The sequence below is a fragment of the Kitasatospora sp. NPDC036993 genome (genome assembly GCF_055607525.1).
On the sequence record NZ_JBVJRP010000008.1, the window covers coordinates 226,569 to 243,979 of the forward strand.

At 74.0% G+C, this 17,411-nt stretch carries 19 protein-coding genes; 10 read left to right on the plus strand and 9 right to left on the minus strand.

All coding sequences use genetic code 11. The features are described from left to right. The first annotated feature begins 35 nt into the window (after positions 1-35). A complete protein-coding gene (locus tag ACZ7C5_RS19140) occupies positions 36-209 on the plus strand; it encodes a CsbD family protein (protein WP_188301116.1) in 174 nt (57 codons plus the stop codon). A 76-nt stretch (positions 210-285) separates the two neighbouring features. Beyond that, positions 286-474, plus strand: a complete 189-nt coding sequence (locus ACZ7C5_RS19145; RefSeq protein ID WP_470323044.1) for a hypothetical protein — start codon at positions 286-288, stop codon at positions 472-474. A 90-nt stretch (positions 475-564) separates the two neighbouring features. Here ACZ7C5_RS19145 and ACZ7C5_RS19150 read toward each other — a convergent pair whose 3' ends face one another. Beyond that, positions 565-1,983 (minus strand): FAD-dependent monooxygenase, encoded by a 1,419-nt coding sequence (locus ACZ7C5_RS19150; protein WP_470323045.1) that lies wholly within the window; start codon positions 1,981-1,983, stop codon positions 565-567. Between the two features lie 70 nt (positions 1,984-2,053). Between ACZ7C5_RS19150 and ACZ7C5_RS19155 the strand changes: the two genes are divergently transcribed. Beyond that, complete coding sequence (locus ACZ7C5_RS19155; protein WP_401086369.1) at positions 2,054-2,704, plus strand: TetR/AcrR family transcriptional regulator C-terminal domain-containing protein; 651 nt, start codon at positions 2,054-2,056, stop codon at positions 2,702-2,704. Positions 2,705-2,906: 202 nt separating this feature from the next. Here the strand turns inward: ACZ7C5_RS19155 and ACZ7C5_RS19160 are convergent, their stop codons facing one another. From ACZ7C5_RS19160 to ACZ7C5_RS19175, 4 genes are all read right to left on the minus strand, one after another. Next, positions 2,907-4,115, minus strand: coding sequence for a cytochrome P450 (locus ACZ7C5_RS19160; RefSeq protein WP_401086372.1), 1,209 nt, complete (start codon positions 4,113-4,115; stop codon positions 2,907-2,909). Positions 4,116-4,205: 90 nt separating this feature from the next. Further along, entirely contained in the window at positions 4,206-4,424 is a 219-nt protein-coding gene (locus ACZ7C5_RS19165; protein WP_401086374.1) for a ferredoxin, read from the minus strand. A 219-nt stretch (positions 4,425-4,643) separates the two neighbouring features. Continuing rightward, complete coding sequence (locus tag ACZ7C5_RS19170) at positions 4,644-4,826, minus strand: hypothetical protein (protein WP_401086376.1); 183 nt, start codon at positions 4,824-4,826, stop codon at positions 4,644-4,646. A gap of 103 nt (positions 4,827-4,929) precedes the next feature. Further along, positions 4,930-5,766: a helix-turn-helix domain-containing protein gene (locus ACZ7C5_RS19175; RefSeq protein WP_470323046.1), complete on the minus strand. Its 837-nt coding sequence runs from the start codon at positions 5,764-5,766 to the stop codon at positions 4,930-4,932. Between the two features lie 126 nt (positions 5,767-5,892). On the opposite strand from ACZ7C5_RS19175, the gene ACZ7C5_RS19180 reads away from it, so the two are divergent. Further along, positions 5,893-6,957 carry an aldo/keto reductase gene (locus ACZ7C5_RS19180; protein ID WP_470323047.1) on the plus strand — a complete coding sequence of 355 codons (1,065 nt, stop codon included), beginning with the start codon at positions 5,893-5,895 and terminating at the stop codon, positions 6,955-6,957. A 91-nt stretch (positions 6,958-7,048) separates the two neighbouring features. Here the strand turns inward: ACZ7C5_RS19180 and ACZ7C5_RS19185 are convergent, their stop codons facing one another. After that, on the minus strand, positions 7,049-9,040 hold the full coding sequence (locus ACZ7C5_RS19185) for a LamG-like jellyroll fold domain-containing protein (protein WP_401086385.1): 1,992 nt from the start codon (positions 9,038-9,040) through the stop codon (positions 7,049-7,051). Between the two features lie 249 nt (positions 9,041-9,289). On the opposite strand from ACZ7C5_RS19185, the gene ACZ7C5_RS19190 reads away from it, so the two are divergent. The 3 genes from ACZ7C5_RS19190 to ACZ7C5_RS19200 all read left to right on the plus strand — a co-directional run bounded on the left by ACZ7C5_RS19190 (position 9,290) and on the right by ACZ7C5_RS19200 (position 10,736). Further along, a complete protein-coding gene (locus tag ACZ7C5_RS19190; protein ID WP_470323048.1) occupies positions 9,290-9,742 on the plus strand; it encodes a hypothetical protein in 453 nt (150 codons plus the stop codon). A gap of 215 nt (positions 9,743-9,957) precedes the next feature. After that, a complete protein-coding gene (locus ACZ7C5_RS19195; RefSeq protein WP_470323049.1) occupies positions 9,958-10,281 on the plus strand; it encodes a DUF6343 family protein in 324 nt (107 codons plus the stop codon). Positions 10,282-10,511: 230 nt separating this feature from the next. Next, on the plus strand, positions 10,512-10,736 hold the full coding sequence (locus tag ACZ7C5_RS19200) for a hypothetical protein (RefSeq protein WP_401050492.1): 225 nt from the start codon (positions 10,512-10,514) through the stop codon (positions 10,734-10,736). Positions 10,737-10,810: 74 nt separating this feature from the next. Here ACZ7C5_RS19200 and ACZ7C5_RS19205 read toward each other — a convergent pair whose 3' ends face one another. Then, positions 10,811-11,047 carry a DUF6296 family protein gene (locus ACZ7C5_RS19205; protein ID WP_401086393.1) on the minus strand — a complete coding sequence of 79 codons (237 nt, stop codon included), beginning with the start codon at positions 11,045-11,047 and terminating at the stop codon, positions 10,811-10,813. A gap of 337 nt (positions 11,048-11,384) precedes the next feature. On the opposite strand from ACZ7C5_RS19205, the gene ACZ7C5_RS19210 reads away from it, so the two are divergent. From ACZ7C5_RS19210 to ACZ7C5_RS19220, 3 genes are all read left to right on the plus strand, one after another. After that, entirely contained in the window at positions 11,385-12,527 is a 1,143-nt protein-coding gene (locus tag ACZ7C5_RS19210; protein ID WP_470323050.1) for an AI-2E family transporter, read from the plus strand. A gap of 167 nt (positions 12,528-12,694) precedes the next feature. Further along, positions 12,695-13,030, plus strand: a complete 336-nt coding sequence (locus ACZ7C5_RS19215) for a GNAT family N-acetyltransferase (protein ID WP_401086399.1) — start codon at positions 12,695-12,697, stop codon at positions 13,028-13,030. Positions 13,031-13,189: 159 nt separating this feature from the next. Continuing rightward, a complete protein-coding gene (locus ACZ7C5_RS19220) occupies positions 13,190-13,975 on the plus strand; it encodes a sigma 54 modulation/S30EA ribosomal C-terminal domain-containing protein (protein WP_401086402.1) in 786 nt (261 codons plus the stop codon). 93 nt (positions 13,976-14,068) lie between these two features. Here ACZ7C5_RS19220 and lpdA read toward each other — a convergent pair whose 3' ends face one another. Together lpdA and ACZ7C5_RS19230 are read right to left on the minus strand one after the other, a co-directional pair. Next, positions 14,069-15,475, minus strand: coding sequence for a dihydrolipoyl dehydrogenase (lpdA, locus tag ACZ7C5_RS19225; RefSeq protein ID WP_401086405.1), 1,407 nt, complete (start codon positions 15,473-15,475; stop codon positions 14,069-14,071). Between the two features lie 265 nt (positions 15,476-15,740). Beyond that, positions 15,741-17,369, minus strand: a complete 1,629-nt coding sequence (locus ACZ7C5_RS19230; protein ID WP_401086407.1) for a M20/M25/M40 family metallo-hydrolase — start codon at positions 17,367-17,369, stop codon at positions 15,741-15,743. Between the last annotated feature and the right edge of the window lie 42 nt (positions 17,370-17,411).

The following is a 17,411-nucleotide window of genomic DNA, read 5'->3' on the forward strand; positions in this document are numbered from 1 at the left end:
GGACTTCGCCCCGACGACGAGAGGAGCCGAACGTCATGGGTACCGAGGACAAGCTGCACAACCTGGCGGAGAAGGCCGGCGGCAAGGCCAAGGAGGCGGTCGGCAAGGCGACCGACGACCGCTCGACCGAGCTCAAGGGCAAGGCCGAGCAGGCGAAGGCCGATCTGAAGCAGGCCGCGGAGAAGGTCAAGGACGCGGGGAAGCACTGACCGGACACCCGGCGGTCGTCCCCGGACGGCCACCGGGTGTCGTCTCGCCACCGCACCCGAGGGAGGAGTGGAGCCCATGACCGACCCGCACGAGCCCGTGCCCAGGGACCCTGAGGTCCCGGTCGAGACCCCCGAGTCCCGGATGACCGGCGAGGGCTCGCCGCCACCCGGTCAGGAGGAGGAGGAGAGGGGGCCGCAGGACGGCTCCGAGGAGGAGAGCACCGAACCGGCCCACGAGCCGGAACCGCACGAGCCGCCGGACTGACCGGGCTGACCGGGCTGGGCCACCGCGCTGACCGACCGCCGGACGCGGCCGGCCCGACGGCCGGGGGTTGTGCCCCGGCCGGACGCCCGGTCAGGGAGCGAGCAGCCCCTGACCGGCCGCGTAGCCCGCCAGCCCTTCGGCCGTCGCACCCGCCCAGCCGAGGTAGCCGTCCGGCCGCACCAGGAACACGCCGGTCCCGTACGCCTCGTAGGCCGGGATGCGGACCACCGGGGCGGCGAGGGCGGGCAGCGGGGCGTCGGTGCCGACGGTGAGCAGCGTCCAGTGCGGGCCGCGGAAGGCGTCGAACAGCCGGGTGCCGCCCCGGCGCCCGTCCGGGGCGCGGTCGCCGGCCCGCAACGCGTCCGCGGGGAGGCCCTGTCGGGTCTCCACCGAGAGTGCGGACTCCCGGTAGCCGAGGCCGAGTTGCCGGGTCGCCCGGCCGCGCCGCTGCTCGCCGCGGTGGACCCGGGTGGACAGCTCCAGCATCGCCGCCGCGTTGGCCCGGCGCTCCTCCTCGTAGCTGTCGAGGAGCCGCGCGCCGGCCCGCCCGGTCAGCGCGGCGGCGAGCTTCCAGCCCAGGTTGTAGGCGTCCTGGACGCTGGTGTTCAGCCCCTGTCCGCCGGCCGGCGAGTGGACGTGCGCGGCGTCGCCCGCGAGGAACACCCGGCCGGCCCGGAAACGGTCCGCGAGGGCCGCGCGCGGGCGGAACTCGGAGATCCAGCGCAGCTCGGTCAGCTGGTCGGCGCCCAGGTGGGAGCGGGCGGCGACCACCGTGCGGAGGCCTTCGAGGGTGAGGTCCACGGCCGTGCCCTCCGGGAACCCGGCGACCAGCTGGAAGTCCTCGGTGCCGCCGAGCGGGCAGATCGCCAGCACCCCCTCCTCGGCCGGGAAGACGTGCCAGTGCTCGCGGTCCAGCCCGTCGACCCGGACGTCCGCGACCAGCATCGGGGCCGGGTCGACGGTCTCCCCGGTCATCCCGATGCCGAGCAGCCGCCGCACCGTCGAGCGCCCGCCGTCCGCCGCGACGGCGTAGCGCGCCCGGACCGGGCCGCCGGCCGCGAACTCGGCGGTCACGCCCTCCCCGTCCTGCGTCAGGCCGACCAGCTCCCGCCCGAACGCGACCTCGCCGCCCAGTTCGCCCAGCCGCCCGTACAGCACCCGTTGGGTGTGCCACTGGGGCAGCATCAGCACCTCGGTGTACGGCTCGGCCTCGGAGGGCTCGATCGGGTCGTACATCCGGCGCTCGCCCTGCGGTGCGCCGTCCTTCCAGAACAGGTTGGGCGGGTAGTGGCCCGCCACGGCGCGGATCCGGTCGAGCACGCCGAAGTCGTCGAGCACCTCCAGCGTGCGCGGCTGGAGTCCCTTGCCGCGCGAGCCGGGGAAGAGTTCCGCGCCCCGCTCGACCACCAGCGCGGCGACGCCGTGCCGGGCGAGGTCCAGCGCCAGGGCGAGTCCGGTGGGCCCGGCACCGACGATCAGGACGTCCGTGTGCGTGCCGCGAGAAGCCACGACAATCTCCTTAACGTTGTTAAGTAGCCGTTGCCGACAGGATGAACTTAACGGCGTTAAACTGTCAACCGTGACCCCGCAGAGAACCCCCAAGCTCGACCGCGGCCAGGTCGTCGACGCCGCGCTGAACCTGCTGGACGAGGCCGGCCTCGACGGCCTGACGCTGCGCGCCATCGCCGCCCGGCTCGACGTCAAGGCGCCCGCGCTGTACTGGCACTTCAAGGACAAGCAGGCGCTGCTGGACGAGATGGCGACCGAGATGATGCGCCGGATGACCGGCCGGGCGGCGCAGGACGGGCCCGCGGAGGACTGGCGGGAGACCTACCTGCGGACCATGCGCACCCTGCGCGCCGAACTGCTGCGCCACCGCGACGGCGCGAAGGTCTACAGCGGCTCCCGGTTCACCGACACCGGCTACGCGGCCGGCCTGGACGCCTCGCTGCGCCTGCTGACCGAGGCCGGCTTCACCCCGGCCGCCGCGGCCCGGGCCTGGCAGACCGCCTACAGCTACACGATCGGCTACGTGATCGAGGAGCAGGCGATGGGCCCCAACCCCTTCGACGGCGCCGAGGGCTACGACGTCGACGCCCGCGCCGAACGCCTGGCCGCCCACCCGCTGGCGGCCGAGTCGGGCCGGGTGATGTTCCAGGACTTCGACGAGGGCTTCGAGCAGGGCCTGGCGGCGGTGCTCGCCGGCGTCGAGGCCACGCTGCTCGGCTGACGGCTCTCCGGCGCGGACGGCCGGTGCCGCCCGCTGTCCCTGGTCGTCATGCCGGGGCAGCGGGCGGACCGCACGCGGTTCGAGCCGGTACTGGAGAAGATCCGTGTCCCGCGGACCGGGCCGGGCAGGTCCCGGAGGACGCCCGGCAGCGTGGCCGCCGACAAGGCCTACGGCTACGGCCCGTACCGCGCCCGGGCCCCGCTCACCAGGTCACGGGCAGTGACCGCATCCCGTAGATGAACGACTCGGTACGGAACTCGCGCTCGCCGGTCAGCCGCAGCCCCGGCAGCCGGCGGAACAGCGTCTCCAGGGCGATCCGGAGTTCGGCGCGGGCCAGCGGCTGGCCCAGGCACTGGTGCACGCCGAAGCCGAACGCCAGGTGCCGCCGGGCGTCCCGGTCCAGGTCCAGCTCGTCCGTCGCCCGCTGGCCCGCGCCGCCGAACACCGCCTCGTCCCGGTTGGCGGTGGAGAGCATCGCCATCACGCCCTCCCCGGCCCGGACGGTGACGCCGCCCAGCTCCACGTCCTCCAGCGCCACCCGGGGCAGGCCGGTGTGCACGATGGTCAGCAGCCGCAACAGCTCGTCCACCGCGCCCGGCAGGGTGGCCGGGTCGGCCAGGCCGGGGATCTGCTCGGGGTGCTCCAGCAGCAGCGCGGTCGACAGCGCGATCATGTTCGCGGTCGTCTCGTGACCGGCGATCAGCAGCAGCACGCCCATGCCGGCCACGTCGTCCGGGGTCAGGTCGTCCCGCGCCGCGAGCCGGCTGAGGGCGTCGTCCTCCGGCTGGGCGCGCTTGCGGGCCGTCAGGTCGCGCAGGTAGCCCCGGACCTCCTCCTGGGCCCCCCGGAGCTGCTCCACGGTGCTCTCCCGGCTGAGCATCGTGCGGCTCAGGCTCTGGAAGCGGTCGTGGTCCTCGTACGGCACGCCGAGCAGCAGGCAGATCGCCAGCGAGGGCACCGGCAGCGCGAAGTCGGTGACCAGGTCGGCCGTGGTCCGGCCCGCGGTCATCCGGTCCAGTACCTCGTCCACGATCCGCTGGATCTCCGGGCGCAGCGCCTCCACCCGCTTGACCAGGAACTCCCCGGTGATCATGCGGCGCTGGCGGGCGTGCTCGGGGTCGTCGAGCCGCAGGAAGTCCGGATTGTCGGTGATCAGCTCGCGAGCGCCGGCGATCAGCAGCGGGAAGGACGGGTGGCGGATGTCGGCACTGAACCGGCGGTCGGACAGCACGGTGCGGACCTCGGCGAAGCCGGTGACCAGCCAGCAGAGGTCGCCGTCGGGCAGCTCGGCCCTGGTCACCGGCCCGGTGGCGGCGGCCTCGGAGTACGCGGGCGGCGGGCCGAACGGGCAGCCGCCGGAGTGCCGGGCCGGCAGCAGCGGGACGGCGGGGGCGGTGGGTGTGGCGGTCACGGCGGGGGTCTCCTCATGTCGCGGGGTCCTCGTGGGGCTGTCGGGGTGCAGGGAGTCCCCGGCGGCCTGTGGGGCCGGCGGCGGGGCCGGTCAGGCCCCGGTCTGCGCGGGCTGGTCCCCGGTGACGCTGATCGCCCGGCCCGGGCAGAGGTCGGCGGCGAGTCTGACGTCTTCGAACTGCTCGGGCAGCAACACGATCTGACGGAGTCTCACAAGACTGTCCCGGTCGTCCTGGTCGAAGACCGCGGGGGCGTTCGTCACGCACATGCCGGAGCTACAGCAACGGTCCCGGTCGACGCTCACCTGCATGTCGGGCACCTTTCGCCAGGGCGGCGCCGGCTGGCCGGCGGCCACCTCTCGTTGTCACGGTCAACCTAGCCGTCGCCGGTCCGTTCACGGAGGGGTACGGTGGCCGGATCGAGAATGGCTGATTCGGCCCCTGTGCGTGAACCCCCCTTGCGGCGTAATGCGTTTCAACCCGCGGTACTTCGCCGGACGGGTCTGCGGACCCGGCCGCGGCGGACGGCCTCACAGGCCTTCGACGGAGGCCAACTCCCGTACGGAGGCCACCGCGTCGGCCTCGGCGGCGCTCTTGTCCGGCCGGTGGCGCACCACCCGGGCGAACCGCGGGGCCGGCCCGGTGGGGTAGCGGGGGCTGCGCTGGAGGCCGTCGAAGGCGACCTCGGCGACCGGTTCCGGCCGGACCGGCACCGTCGGGGCGTCCCGCCCGGTCTCCCGGGCGAGCGATTCGGCGGTCTGCCAGGCGAGCTTCCGGTCGGTCAGCCCCTTGAAGGTCTTCGTGAGTCGGGGCCGGTCATCGCGCGCACAGCCGGTCCAGGGACGCGCGGCTCTCCTCGTCCGCGGCGCGGTAGACGAGAAGGCGCAGTCCCGGGTCCTGGAGCGGTAGCAGGACTTCGAAGTCGACGGTGATCACACCCTCGACCGGATGCCGCAGCACCTTCCGGCCGCGTCCGTTGACGCTGACCTCCCGCTCCGACCACAAGCGGGCGAAGTCCTCGTCCTGTGTGACGAACTCGTCGATGAGGCCGGACAGTTCCCGGTCCTCCGGGTGAGCGGCCCAGGCCGCGCGCAGGTGGGCGATCCCGTCCCGCAGCGCCTGCTCCCGGTCGGCGTAGAAGCCGCGCATCGCCGGGTACAGCAGGCACAGCCGCATCGCGTTGCGCCGTGACGGCGGCACGGCCTCGAAGCCCGGTAGCAGCCGAGCCATTTCGGGGGTCCAGGCGAGGATGTCGTAACGGTGGTCCAGCAGCATGGCCGGCAGCGGCGAGAGGTCACCGACCAGGCGGGCCAGCGACGGCGCCGCACTGGCGGCCGGCCCGCCGGTGGTGCCGGGACGGCGGCGTCCGGCCAGGTCGAACAGGTAGTCCCGTTCGCTCGCATCCAGGCGCAGTGCCCGGGCCAGCGCCGCCAGCACCCCCGCGGAGGGCCGCAGCCCCCGGCCCTGCTCCAGCCGGACCACGTAGTCGGTGCTCACCCCGGCCAGCTCGGCGACCTCCTCGCGGCGCAGCCCCGGCGTCCGCCGGGCCCGCCGATGCGACGGCAGGCCCAGCCGGCCGGGGTCGAGGCCTTCGCGCCTGCTCCGCAGGAACGCGGCCAACTCCTGGGCGGGGTCCATGGTTCGGGTCGTCATGACCGGTCCAACCGCCAGGGTGGGACCGCTCTTCCCAGGAAGTGCCCTCCCTTATCCGGGGCCGCCGCCGCCACAGACTCGGTCCCGGCAACGGAACACGAGCACACGCGAGCACAGGAGAACCTGATGGCACTGGCCCTGGACGACTACCGGCTGCTGGGCCGCTCGGGACTGCGGGTCTCACCGCTGGCCCTGGGCACCGCGACCTTCGGCACCGAATGGGGGTGGGGCGCCGAACGGGCCGAGGCCCGAAAGCTGTTCGACCGCTACGTCGGGCTCGGCGGCAACCTCCTCGACACCGCCGACACCTACACCGAGGGCAGCTCCGAGCGCCTGCTCGGCGAGTTCGCCCACGAGGAGCGCGAACGCCTGGTGCTGGCGACCAAGTACTCGACACTGCGTCGCCCCGGCGACCCGAACTCCGGGGGCGGGCACCGCAAGGCGCTGTTCGGCTCGGTGGAGGGCAGCCTGCGGCGGTTGGGCACCGACTACCTCGACCTGCTGTACCTGCACGTCTGGGACTTCCGGACGCCGGTGGAGGAGGTGTTGCGCGGCCTGGACGACCTGGTCAGGCAGGGCAAGGTGCTGTACGTGGCGATCTCCAACACCCCGGCCTGGCAGGTGTCCCGGATGCAGGCGATCGCCGACCTGCGCGGCTGGTCACCGCTGGTCGCGTTGCAGGTCGAGTACAGCCTGATCGAACGCACCGCGGAGCGCGACCTGATCCCGATGGCCCGGGAGCTGGGCCTGGGCGTGGTCCCGTACTCGCCGCTCGGCGGCGGGGTGCTCAGCGGCAAGTACGGCCGGCAGGACGTGGGCGCGACGGGCGCCGGTCCCGACGGGAGCACCCGTCGGAGCCACAACCTCGCCCTGGGCACCCTCACCGAACGCAGCCTCGGCGTGGCCGGGGTGGTCCGGGAGCTGGCCGGCGAGCTGGGGCACACCCCGGCCCAGGTGGCGCTGGCCTGGACGCTGCGGAAGCCGGGCGTGACGAGCACGCTGCTCGGCGCCCGCACCCCCGCCCAGTTGGAGGACAACCTGGGCGCCCTGGCGGTCGAGCTGACGGACGCCGAACTGGCCCGGCTCGACGCGGCGGGCGCGATCGCCCTCGGTCAGCCGCACGACCTGCTGGCGAGCGAGCCCATCCGCCAGGTGACCACGGGCGGCCTGCGAATCGAGACCCGCCGCTGACGGCCGGTGCCGTTCCGCTGTGCGTCCCGGAAAGCGGCACCGCCGGGCCCCCACCAGGGCCCGGCGGTGTCCGCGCTTCGAGGGGGTGCGATCAGGCGTTCATGAACTCGCCCACCCGCAGGGCCCGCTTCACGATCCGGACGTCCCCGACGTACCCGTGGAACACCTTGTCCAGCACCCCCGCGTACGAGTAACCGCCCAGCATCCACGGCCGCCCCAGCGTGGTCAGCCCGACGGCGGGCGTCGCCGGGTTGCGCGCCACCTCGCAGCCCTCGACGTACATCCGGCTGAGCTTCCCGTCGTTGACCACCGCGACGTGCCACCACCGGTCCAGCGGCAGCTGGTGGCCCCAACAGGTGGACGCCCCCGTCTGGTTGAGCGGGTAGACGCACCACTGGAGGGCCGGCGCCTCGGAGACGCTGAGCGTGACAAGCGGCTCCTCGGCGTCCGTCCCCGGCCCGTTCTTGCCCGCCTCGCCGCTCATCCCCCACCGACTGAGCAGGGCGGACCAGCGGCTGCGCGCCGAGTCCCAGTCGGCGGGCAGCTTGAAGAAGGCCTCGACGGTGAAGCCGCGCTCGAAGGTCTCCCGGTTCAGCGGCGCGCCGGGCGCGGTCTGGAGGTAGCCGCCGCGGACCGGCGACCGGGTGCCCCGGAACAGCAGACTGCCGTGGCCCGGCTGGTCCGGGTGGTGCTCGGCGGACCAGCTGAGCGCGCCGTCGGGCGTGCCGGGGGCGCACTGCCAGAGCAGGTCGTTGCCCTGCCCGGCCAGGTCCTTGACGACCTGCTGCGGGGAGACGGCCGTCCCGTCGCCGCCGCCGTTGTCGAACCGCCAGTAGGCCACCGTGTCCCGGACCAGCAGCTCGCCGGCCCGGCGCGCCGGGCGCTGCGGGACGGGCGCGAAGCCGGCGAAGCGGCGGTCGAAGTCGATCGCCAACGAGAAGCGGTCCACGTCGGAGGTCAGCTCGGCGTGCTGGGCGGCCAGCGCGTTGCGCTCCTCGGCGGCGATCTGCTGGATCCACGGCGAGAAGGTCGACACGTCGACGGTGTCGCGGTCGAGGTCGAAGCGGTACGCCCGGATCATCGCCGCGCCGCCGTAGTAGCGGTCCTGGTAGTTGGCGATGTGGACGTGCACGTCGTGGCCGGCCCTGTTCTTCAGCACGGTGCGCCCGGGCGGCCAGTAGTGCCCGTTGACGGTCAGGAAGATCTGGTCGTTGCCGCTGATCAGCCGCTCCCAGAGCCGCTTCCCGTAGTCGGACAGCTCGGCGCGGCCGCTGTCGTCGGCGTGCGCCAGGTCGTGGGTGGTGAGGATCACCGGGAGCCCGGGGGCGGCCGCGATCGCCGCGTTCGCCCAGGCGAAGCCCGCGTCGGAGAGCCTCCAGTCGAGCGAGAGCACCATCCAGTCGCGCCCGGCCGCCCGGAACACGTGGCAGGTGTTGTAGCCGTCCGGGCTGGAGCCGCGGTACCCGGCGGTGCGGGCGGCCCTGGCCTTGCCGAAGGTCTCCAGGTACGGGGTGCTGCCGCGCTGGTCGTCGGTCGAGGAGCGGACGTCGTGGTTGCCGGCCAGCACGCCGTAGGCCGCGCCCGCGTCGTCCAGCAGGCCGAACACCTTGGTGACGGCGGCGTACTCGACGGCCAGCCCGTTCTCGGTGACGTCGCCGAGGTGGGCCAGGAAGACGATGTTGTCGTCCGTCCCGTCCTCCCGGTTGACCCCGCCGTCCAGCACGTGGCGGACCGAGGCCTCCAGCGGCGCGGGGTGGATCCGGTCCTGGTCGAACAGGTACTGGGTGTCCGGCATGACGACCACGGTGAACTGCCGGGCGTCCGGGTCGGGCTGCCAACGCCCGTGCCCCTTGCCCTTCTTCGGCTTCTTCTCGGCCGCGCCGGGCCCGCCGGCCGCGTCGGGCCCGGCCGCCTGCGCGGGCACCGCGCCGAGCAGCCCGAGCCCGGCGGTGCCGACCCCCGCGCCCACCAGGCCGGCCCCGCGCAGGAACCGGCGCCTGCCGGCCGCGGCGGGCCCCTCCCCGTCGAGGTCGGCGGTCCGCGGGCAGCCGCACTCGTGCTCGGTCCCCTGGTCGTCGTGCATGTTCGCTCCCGGAAGTGGTTTGGGCCCTGACGGTAGGTACCGGGATTGGTCGGAGACCGTCGGCCGGGCCACGCTCCGCTGAACAGCGGCCGAACCCGACGGGTGCTCATGTCCGTCCGGCCGACCTGCCCGGCCGGTGCGCCCGGGGTGCGCAGCCGCACGGACCGGCCGTAGAACGGAGGGGAAGGCCACGGACGGAGTCGTCACCGGGACGAAGCCGTCCGCCGAGAGACGGAGGAGGTGGCTGCCGTGGGACTGCCCCTGGCCGCCGGGCACGTGCTGGTACGGCTCGGCGACGGCCCCCAGGAGTCGGCGGAGGCGGTGCTCGACGCGCTGGAGGCCGCGTTCCCCACCCACACCGGGCGCGGCCGGACCCGGATCGGCAACGTCTGGGAGGACCCGGCCACCGTGACCTCGGAGGGCACCCGGGTGGTGGCCCGGCCCCGGATCACCCGCACCCCCACCGGCCCCGCGCCGATTCCCTCGACGAGCCTCTCCCAGTCCTTCGACGCCCACCGGGCGGGCTCGCCCGGACCCCCGGCCGCGCTGGCCGGCGAAGTGGCCGCGGACCTGCTCGGCCGCCCCGAGGACGTCGAGCGGGTACTGCGCGTCCTCTCCGGACTCTGCCGGACGCGGGAGCGCGGCCGCGCGGAACAGGGACCGCAGCTGGCGGTCCGGCTGCGGCTCGGGGCTCCCGGGTGAGTGCCCGGCGGGGGTGTGCCGACGCCGGGCCCGGGTAGGCGCGTCGGCGGAAGACCACCGGCCGACTCCGTTCGGGGGCCGTCATGGCCGTACAACGAAGAGCAGGAACGCAACACGGGGGCAGCGCCCACCGCCGGACCGGCGAGCGCCACGACTTCCCGCACGCCCCGCAGGGCCCCGGCCGGACCACACCGCAGCTCAGACCCCAGGAGACGGTGCGCCGGGGCACCGAACCGGTGACCGCCCGTTCGGACCTGGAGCTGCGGCGGCTGCTGTCCCGGGTCTTCCTGGTCCTGTTCGTCGGCGGGACGGCCGCCTTCGCCGTGCTGGCCGCGCTGGCGAACCCCGGCCCGGCCCCGAACCAGGGGAGCTACGCCTTCTTCGCCGCCCTGTGCGCCGGGTTCGCCGGTATCGCCGCGCTCGACCTCCTGGTGATCCGGCGCCGCCTGGCAGCGGGCCAGGGCCGCGACCGGGCCGGCCCCGCGGGCACGCCGCGGACCGGGACCCCGGGGCGGCCCGGCGCCGACCGGCGGCGCTGAACGGGCATCCGCGCCGGGCGGTCGCGCCCGGTGATCCCGCGAGCGGGCCGGACACCGCCTCGCGGACGGACCAGCCGGGCCTGGCGGAATCGGGCCGGGCGGGCCGGACGGCACCCGGCCACGGCCACCGGCGGGCCACAACCATCCCACCGGGTCTGGCCCGGTGGCCGTTCGGCAGGGCCCGGGTTTGCATGGACTGACCCAGCCCCCAGCGATCCGGAGGTAGCGCCGTGTACGAGATGTGGGCCGAGCACGACCCGGCGGTGTCCCCGCCCGCCGTGGTGTGGCACGTGGTGGCGAAGGACGACGCGTCCTCCTCGCTGTGCGGGCGGTTCCTCGAACCCTCCCAGCGCGTCGTCCCGGCGGCGGACGGTGCCGGTGCGGCCGGGCCTGACCGGTACTGCGACCCCTGCCTGGTCACCGTGCGCGAGGCGTTGGCCGCCACCGCCCGGTGACCGTCCGACGCCCTTCCGGCACGCGGCACGGCGGCGTGCTCACGGCTCACGGCTCACGGCTCACGGCTCACGGCTCACGGCAGCGGAACCGCCAGCAGGCACGGGTGTCGACTGCCGGCTCCGGGAGCGGCCAGGACGGTGGCCACCTCACCGGTGATCTCCACCCGGAGGCAGCCGTCGGAACTCTCCCAGACGAAGCTCCCGTCGGGTCCCAGCGTCTGCGTCTCGTGCACGACGACGACGGACGGCGGCGCGTGCCCGCCGACCGGGCCGGGGAGCGTCACCGCGTAACGGCGGATGAGGCTTCTCATCACTGCCTCCTGCTCTCCCCACCCGGTGTCCGCGACCTCCGCCGGCCATCCGCCGGTGCACGGGGGACCCGTGTCGATCCGCGTCTGCCCCGCCCCGGCGCGATGACACACCGCTGAGCGGAAAACCTCGCCGCATCCGGTCGACCGGATGCGGCGGCCCGCAGAGCGGACCGCCCTGACATGGGCCATCGTGGCGTGAGACGACACCCGGCCGAGCCCGAGGAGACCGCCCGTGGGAGTGAACGGCGCCGGACCCGGCCGACGGCCCGTGCCGCTGGGCAGCCGCCGTCCCCGGGTGTCGGCACGCCGGGCCCCGGCCGGAGCCCCGGGCCCGGCTGTGGAGCGCGTCCCGGCCGGGCTGCGGACGGCCGCCGGGTACACCTGGCGGCTGGTGCTGCTGGGGCTGGCCGTCTACCTGCTCGTCGACGTCCTCACCCGGCTCGAACTGCCGGTGGTCGCGCTGTTCATCGCGCTGGTCATCACCTCCGTGCTGCGCCCGCCGGTCGACCTGCTGGCCCGGGTGACGCCCCGCTCGCTCGCCGTCCTGCTCGTCCTGCTCTGCACCATCGCGCTCGTCGGCGGGATCCTGGCGCTGGTCGGCACGACCGTCGCCGGCGAGTGGGGCCGGCTGGGCAACGAACTGCGCGGCGGGCTGGCCCGGATCGACCACTGGCTCACCGGCGCCCCCTTCCACCTGCGGCCCGGCACGGTCACCGATCTGCGGGCCAAGATCGGCGAGTTCATCTCCGCCCACCGCTCCACGCTGCTCAGCACCGCTCTCAGCGGCGCCGGCCGGATCGTCGAGCTGGTGACCGGGCTGGCGCTCGCGGTGTTCTGCTCGGTGTTCTTCCTGCACTCCGGCCACCGGATGTGGTCCTGGGCGCAGCAGCAGCTGCCCGTGCGGAGCGGCTCGGTCTGGGACCGGGCCGGTCGCGTCGCCTGGCGCACCTTCGCGGGCTACACCCGGGGCGTGCTGATCGTGGCGGCCTCCAACGCCGTGCTGGTCGGCATCGCGCTGGCGATCCTGCGCGTGCCCCTGGTCATGCCGCTGATGGTGCTGGAGTTCGCGGCGACCCTGGTCCCGCTGATCGGCTCCCCGATCGCTCTGGCGGTCGCCGCCGTGGTCGCCCTCGCCGCCCGCGGCCCGGTGATCGCGCTCCTGGTTCTCGCGCTGATCGTGGTCATCGGCCAGATCGAGGGCCACCTGCTGCATCCGCTGGTGCTCAGCTGGTCCGTACGGATCCACCCGGTGGCCATCGCCGTGTCGGTGGCCGGCGGGGCGGTGCTGGCGGGGGTGCTGGGTGCGGTGGTGGCGGTGCCGGTGGTGTCGGTCGGCTGGGCGGTGCTCGGCGAGCTTCGCGACGGCGGCTCGGCAGGCCGGTCGAGGGCGCGGGCCCCCGCGTCGGGCGGGCCGCCGGGCGGCGGAGCGGACGAGGGCCGGCGCCCGGGCCGGCGCGAGGAGGGCCGGCCCGGCGGATGAGCGGGCGTCGGCGCCGCCCGGCCCGGCGGGTCCGTGACGCGGGCAGGGCGGCCGGGTCCGGGATGGCCGGGGACCGGTTGACCTGGCAGGATTCCCGCTGACCGGTGTCGCGGGGGGCCGCTCGGCGGCTCTCCGATCGGCACTCCCCGCAACCGAAGGACCACCCCGTGACCACTCCCACCACCGTCGTCGTCGAGCGGGCGGACGACCGGAACCGGTACGAGATCCTCGTCGACGGCAAGCTCGCCGGCTTCACCGAGTACCGGGACCACGACGCCCAGCGCGTCTTCTTCCACACCGAGATCGACGAGGCCTTCGCCGGCCAGGGCCTCGCCTCGCGCCTGGTGCGGGAGGCCCTCACCGACGTGCGCGCGACCGGGAAGCGGATCGTGCCGATCTGCCCGTACGTCGCCAAGTTCCTGCTGAAGCACGAGGAGTTCGGCGACATCACCGACCCGGTGACCCCGGAGGTCAAGGGCTGGCTGCGCACCCGGCTGTACTGACACTCGCCGCGGTACTGACGCACCCGGCTGTACGGACACTCCCGGCTGGGACGGGCCCGGGGCACCGCCCGCCCCTGGCCCGTCCGGCCCGTCCGACTGGCCCGTGCGACTGGTTCACCCGGCCCCGAGGTGGGGTCGTTGGGCCCTTGGCCGGAGGCCGTGGGGCCGAGATCCTGGTCGCCGGATTGCGCCGACTGGGAGTGGAAGGGCCTGGTGATGGGCGAGTTGGTCATGGTGAGGGCGTTCGACGGACTGCCGGGCGAGGTGCTGGCCGAGGCACGGGCCCGGGTGGCCGCCGCGGCGGCCGCTCCGGGGGTCGGGACACTGGTGGAGGCCCTGCGGATCCGGCTCGCGGCCGTGGCCGGGGGTGTGCTGGCGCAGGTGAACGCCGAGGTGGACGGCCGGCGGGTGCGCGTCCAGGCCGCCGCGGCCGGGCCCGGCGACTCCCTCGACCGGGTCAGCGAGGCGCTGCGCGGCAGGATCAGGGCCGTCACCGGGGCCTGGGCCCCGCGCCCCTGGCCCGGCCACCGTGCGGCGGCGCCCGCCGGGCCGGCCGGGGAGACCGAGCTCACCGTGGTCCGGCGCAAGGAGCCCTCGCTGGTGTGGTGTTCGCCGGAGGCAGCCGCCCGGACCATGGACGCGATGGACTACGACATCCACCTGTTCACCGATCCGGCGACCGAGACCGACGCCGTGGTCTACCGGGTCGGGCCGACCGGCTACCGTCTCGCCCGTACCGTCGCCGCCGGTCCGGCCGGCCGCCGGACCTCGCCGATCACCCTCAGCCCGTACGGCGCGCCCCGACTGACGGAGGCGCAGGCCGTGGGCCGGCTGGCGGCCGCGGAGCTGCCGTTCCTGTTCTTCGCGCACCCCGCGAGCGGGCGCGGCCGGGTGCTCTACCGCCGCTTCGACGGCGGGCTCGGCCTGATCTCGGGGCGCGTCTGAGGGCCGACGGGCGCCTCCTCCACTGGGACACCCCCGCGCCCCCGCCGAGCGACGGCTCGACGGGGGTGCGGCGGGCGCCCGGGGCAGCGAACGTCACATGTTGATCATGTGCCCGGCGAGGCCGTGGATGGCCTCCTTGACCGCCTCGCCCAGGGTCGGGTGGGCGTGCACGTTGCGGGCGACCTCGTGGACGGTCAGGTCCCACTGCTGGGCCAGCGTCAGCTCCGGCAGCAGCTCGGTGACCTCGGGCCCGATCAGGTGGGCGCCGAGCAGCTCGCCGTGCTTGCCGTCGCTGATGACCTTGACGAAGCCGATCGGGTGGCCGAGGCCGTGCGCCTTGCCGTTCGCGGTGAACGGGAACTTGGCGACCTTGACGTCGTGGCCCAGCTCGCGGGCCTGCGCCTCGGTGTAGCCGAAGGAGGCGATCTGCGGCTGGCAGTAGGTGGCGCGCGGGATCATCGCGAAGTCGACCTCCATGGTCTCCGCCCCGCCGATGGTCTCGGCGGCGATCACGGCCATCGCCTCAGCGGCGTGCGCGAGCATCAGCTTGGCGGTCACGTCGCCGATCGCGAAGATGTGCTCGACGCTGGTGCGGCCGCGGCCGTCCACCGCGATGGCGTTGCGGTCGGTGAGCTTGACCCCGGTGTTCTCCAGGCCGTAGCCGTTGACCCGCGGCGCGAAGCCGATCGCCTGGAGCACCTTGTCGGCCTCCAGCACCTTCTGCTCGCCGTCCTTGGTGACGGTGACCCTGACCTTGGCGTTCGGGTCGCTGTCGTCGATCGACTCGACCCGGGTGGAGGTCAGCACCTCGATGCCCAGCTTGCGGTACTGCTTGGCGAGTTCGGTGGAGACCTCGACGTCCTCCAGCGGCACCACGCGGTCCAGGAACTCGACGATGGTGACCTTCACGCCGTAGTTGTGCAGGACGTAGGCGAACTCGACGCCGATCGCGCCGGCACCCGCGATGACGATGCTCTCCGGCAGCTGCTCGGTGAGGATCTGCTCCTCGTAGGTGACCACGCGGTCGCTCAGGCTGGTGCCGGGCAGCAGGCGGGTGGTGGCACCGGCGGCGATGACGCAGTGGTCGAAGGTGACGACGTCGAAGCCGCCGCCGCTCAGCGCGACCTGGAGGGTGTGGTCGTCGACGAAGGTGCCCCAGCCGTCGTACTCGGTGATGCCGTTCTTCTTCATCAGGTAGTGGACGCCCTTGACCCGGCCGTCGGCCACCGAGCGGCTGCGCCGGAAGGCCTCGCCGAAGTCGAAGGTCACCTGGCCCTCGACCTTGATGCCGAAGGTCTTGGCCTCCTTGGTGAAGATGTGGGCGAGCTCGGCGTTGCGCAGCAGGGCCTTGGAGGGGATGCAGCCGACGTTGAGGCAGACGCCGCCCCAGTACTTGGCCTCGATGACCGCGACCTTCAGACCCAGCTGGGCCGAACGGACGGCGGCGGTGTAGCCGCCGGGGCCCGCGCCGAGGACGACGACGTCGTAGTGCGTGCTCATGTTGCTGACTCCTCCGAGGGTGTCACGGTGTCGTGATCTCGGTCCCATGGTGTCAGGACCGGGCTCGGCGCACCCATCGGGTCCCGGCGGATGCGCACCGGGCGGCACCGTACCGGCCCCGGGCCGGATTGTCAGTGGTCTCCGCTACGTTGGCCGCACCCGCACCCACCAGGGGCGATGCCGGAGGGAGGTCCCGGATGGAGTCGTCGCGTACGGCGGTCGGGTGGGCCCGCCGGCCGGAAGCGGCAGCGGGCCCACCCGGGCGTCAGGCCGTCACGTTGTGGGAGCTGCCTCCGCTCGGGCCGCTGATACCCGTCGCCTCGCCGGGCGCCGCCTTGGCCGCCGGGGGCTTGGCCGGGACGGGCTTGCGGAGCGAGGACAGGTCCCAGGCGTAGGTGCCGACGGCGTTCGCGATCACGTCGATGTTGACGTCGAAGACGCGCATGTCGATGTTGCCCAGGTTGTCGCAGGCCTTGTGGTAGCACGAGTCGTACGCGAGTCCGGCCGTGCCGCCGTAACGGGCCGCCTGCTCGGGGGACTTGAACTTCTCGGCGCCGGTGTCGGTGCCGCCGGCCGGGATGCCCGCGTCGATGAACGGACCGTAGTCGGAGCGGCCGTCGAAGGCGGTCGGGTCGTGCGGCAGGCGCCGGCCGTCCAGGTAGCCGTTGATGTCCCGCTCCAGCTGCGCCGAGCCCTCGGGCCCGGCGTCGCCACCGGCGCTGCCGGAGCCGTTGTAGACGAACTGCGCGTAGTTGGGGGATGCGATCATGTCGAAGTTGAGGTAGAGGCTGACTTTCTTCTTCTCCGCGTCGGAGAGGGAGTTGACGTACGCCTCGGCACCCTTGAGGCCGAACTCCTCGGCCGACCACCAGGCGAACCTGACCTTGTTCTTCACCGGGTGGGCACCGAGGTTCTTGGCGACCTCCAGGACGCCGGCCGTGCCGGAGCCGTTGTCGTTGATGCCCGGTCCCTCGGGGACGGAGTCGAGGTGCGCGCCGACCATCACGGTGTTGTCCGGGTCTCCGCCGCGGGTCTCGGCGAGGACGTTCCAGGTCCTGCGCTGCTCCATGAAGGTGCGGATGTCCAGGGTCACCCGGACGGGCCCGGCGGCTGCCTGCGCGGCCAGCGCCTCGCCCGCGGCCATGGTGATCCCGCCGGTCGGGATCTTCCCTGCCGTCGGCTCGCCGAGCGTCCCGTTGAGGCTGCCCTCGATGTTGTTGTAGACGATCGCCCCGGACGCGCCCGCGGCGGCCGCGGCGGCCTGCTTCTCGGCGAAGCTGCATCCGCCGCGGCGGATCAGGGCGATCTTCCCGGTGAACGCGCCCGCCGGGTAGTCGGCGGGGGTGCAGCCGGTGGCAGCGCCGACCGGAGCGACCGCCAGGTCCGCGGTCAGGCCCGCGTCCGGACCGCTCACCGAGTACGTCATCGCGACCACCGGCACCGACTCGGCCTTCGGGGACACCACGTCGAGGCGCTCCGAGCGGGCCTCGAAGAAGGTGTACACGAATTCCTGCTTGGACACCTTCAGTCCGGCCCGCCGGGCCTGCTCGTAGACGTAGTCCACGGACTGGTCGTGCCCCTTCGAACCGGCCACCCGGGTACCGCCGTTGCGGTCCGCGATCCGCTGGAGCGCGGCCAGGGTGGCGCGGGCGTCGCGGGCGCTGCTGGCCTCGACCAGCCGGGAGGCCAGCCTGGCACCCTTGCGCGCCGGGTCCGGGTCGGCCGAGGCACTGCCCGCACCGGCCAGCAGCAGCGGGGCGACCAGGGCGGCGACGGTCAACGCGGCGCCCGCGCCTCGCCGGGTGACGGCGGTTCGGGGGCGTCCGGTCGGCGTGACGCGGTCGTACGGGGTGGAACGGTCGAACGGGGAAATGGAGCGACGGGTGCGCAGCATCAAGGCAACTCCTTCCGACGGGCCGTGAGGTCATGATTTGAC

What these genes read in the sequence shown, in the direction of transcription:
- ACZ7C5_RS19140 (WP_188301116.1), top strand. Translation starts at nt 36, where the DNA reads ATGGGTACCGAGGACAAGCTGCACAACCTGGCGGAGAAGGCCGGCGGC.
- ACZ7C5_RS19145 (WP_470323044.1), top strand. Translation starts at nt 286, where the DNA reads ATGACCGACCCGCACGAGCCCGTGCCCAGGGACCCTGAGGTCCCGGTC.
- ACZ7C5_RS19165 (WP_401086374.1), bottom strand. Translation starts at nt 4,424, where the DNA reads ATGCAGGTGAGCGTCGACCGGGACCGTTGCTGTAGCTCCGGCATGTGC.
- ACZ7C5_RS19175 (WP_470323046.1), bottom strand. Translation starts at nt 5,766, where the DNA reads ATGACGACCCGAACCATGGACCCCGCCCAGGAGTTGGCCGCGTTCCTG.
- ACZ7C5_RS19180 (WP_470323047.1), top strand. Translation starts at nt 5,893, where the DNA reads ATGGCACTGGCCCTGGACGACTACCGGCTGCTGGGCCGCTCGGGACTG.
- ACZ7C5_RS19185 (WP_401086385.1), bottom strand. Translation starts at nt 9,040, where the DNA reads ATGCACGACGACCAGGGGACCGAGCACGAGTGCGGCTGCCCGCGGACC.
- ACZ7C5_RS19205 (WP_401086393.1), bottom strand. Translation starts at nt 11,047, where the DNA reads ATGAGAAGCCTCATCCGCCGTTACGCGGTGACGCTCCCCGGCCCGGTC.
- lpdA (WP_401086405.1), bottom strand. Translation starts at nt 15,475, where the DNA reads ATGAGCACGCACTACGACGTCGTCGTCCTCGGCGCGGGCCCCGGCGGC.
- ACZ7C5_RS19230 (WP_401086407.1), bottom strand. Translation starts at nt 17,369, where the DNA reads ATGCTGCGCACCCGTCGCTCCATTTCCCCGTTCGACCGTTCCACCCCG.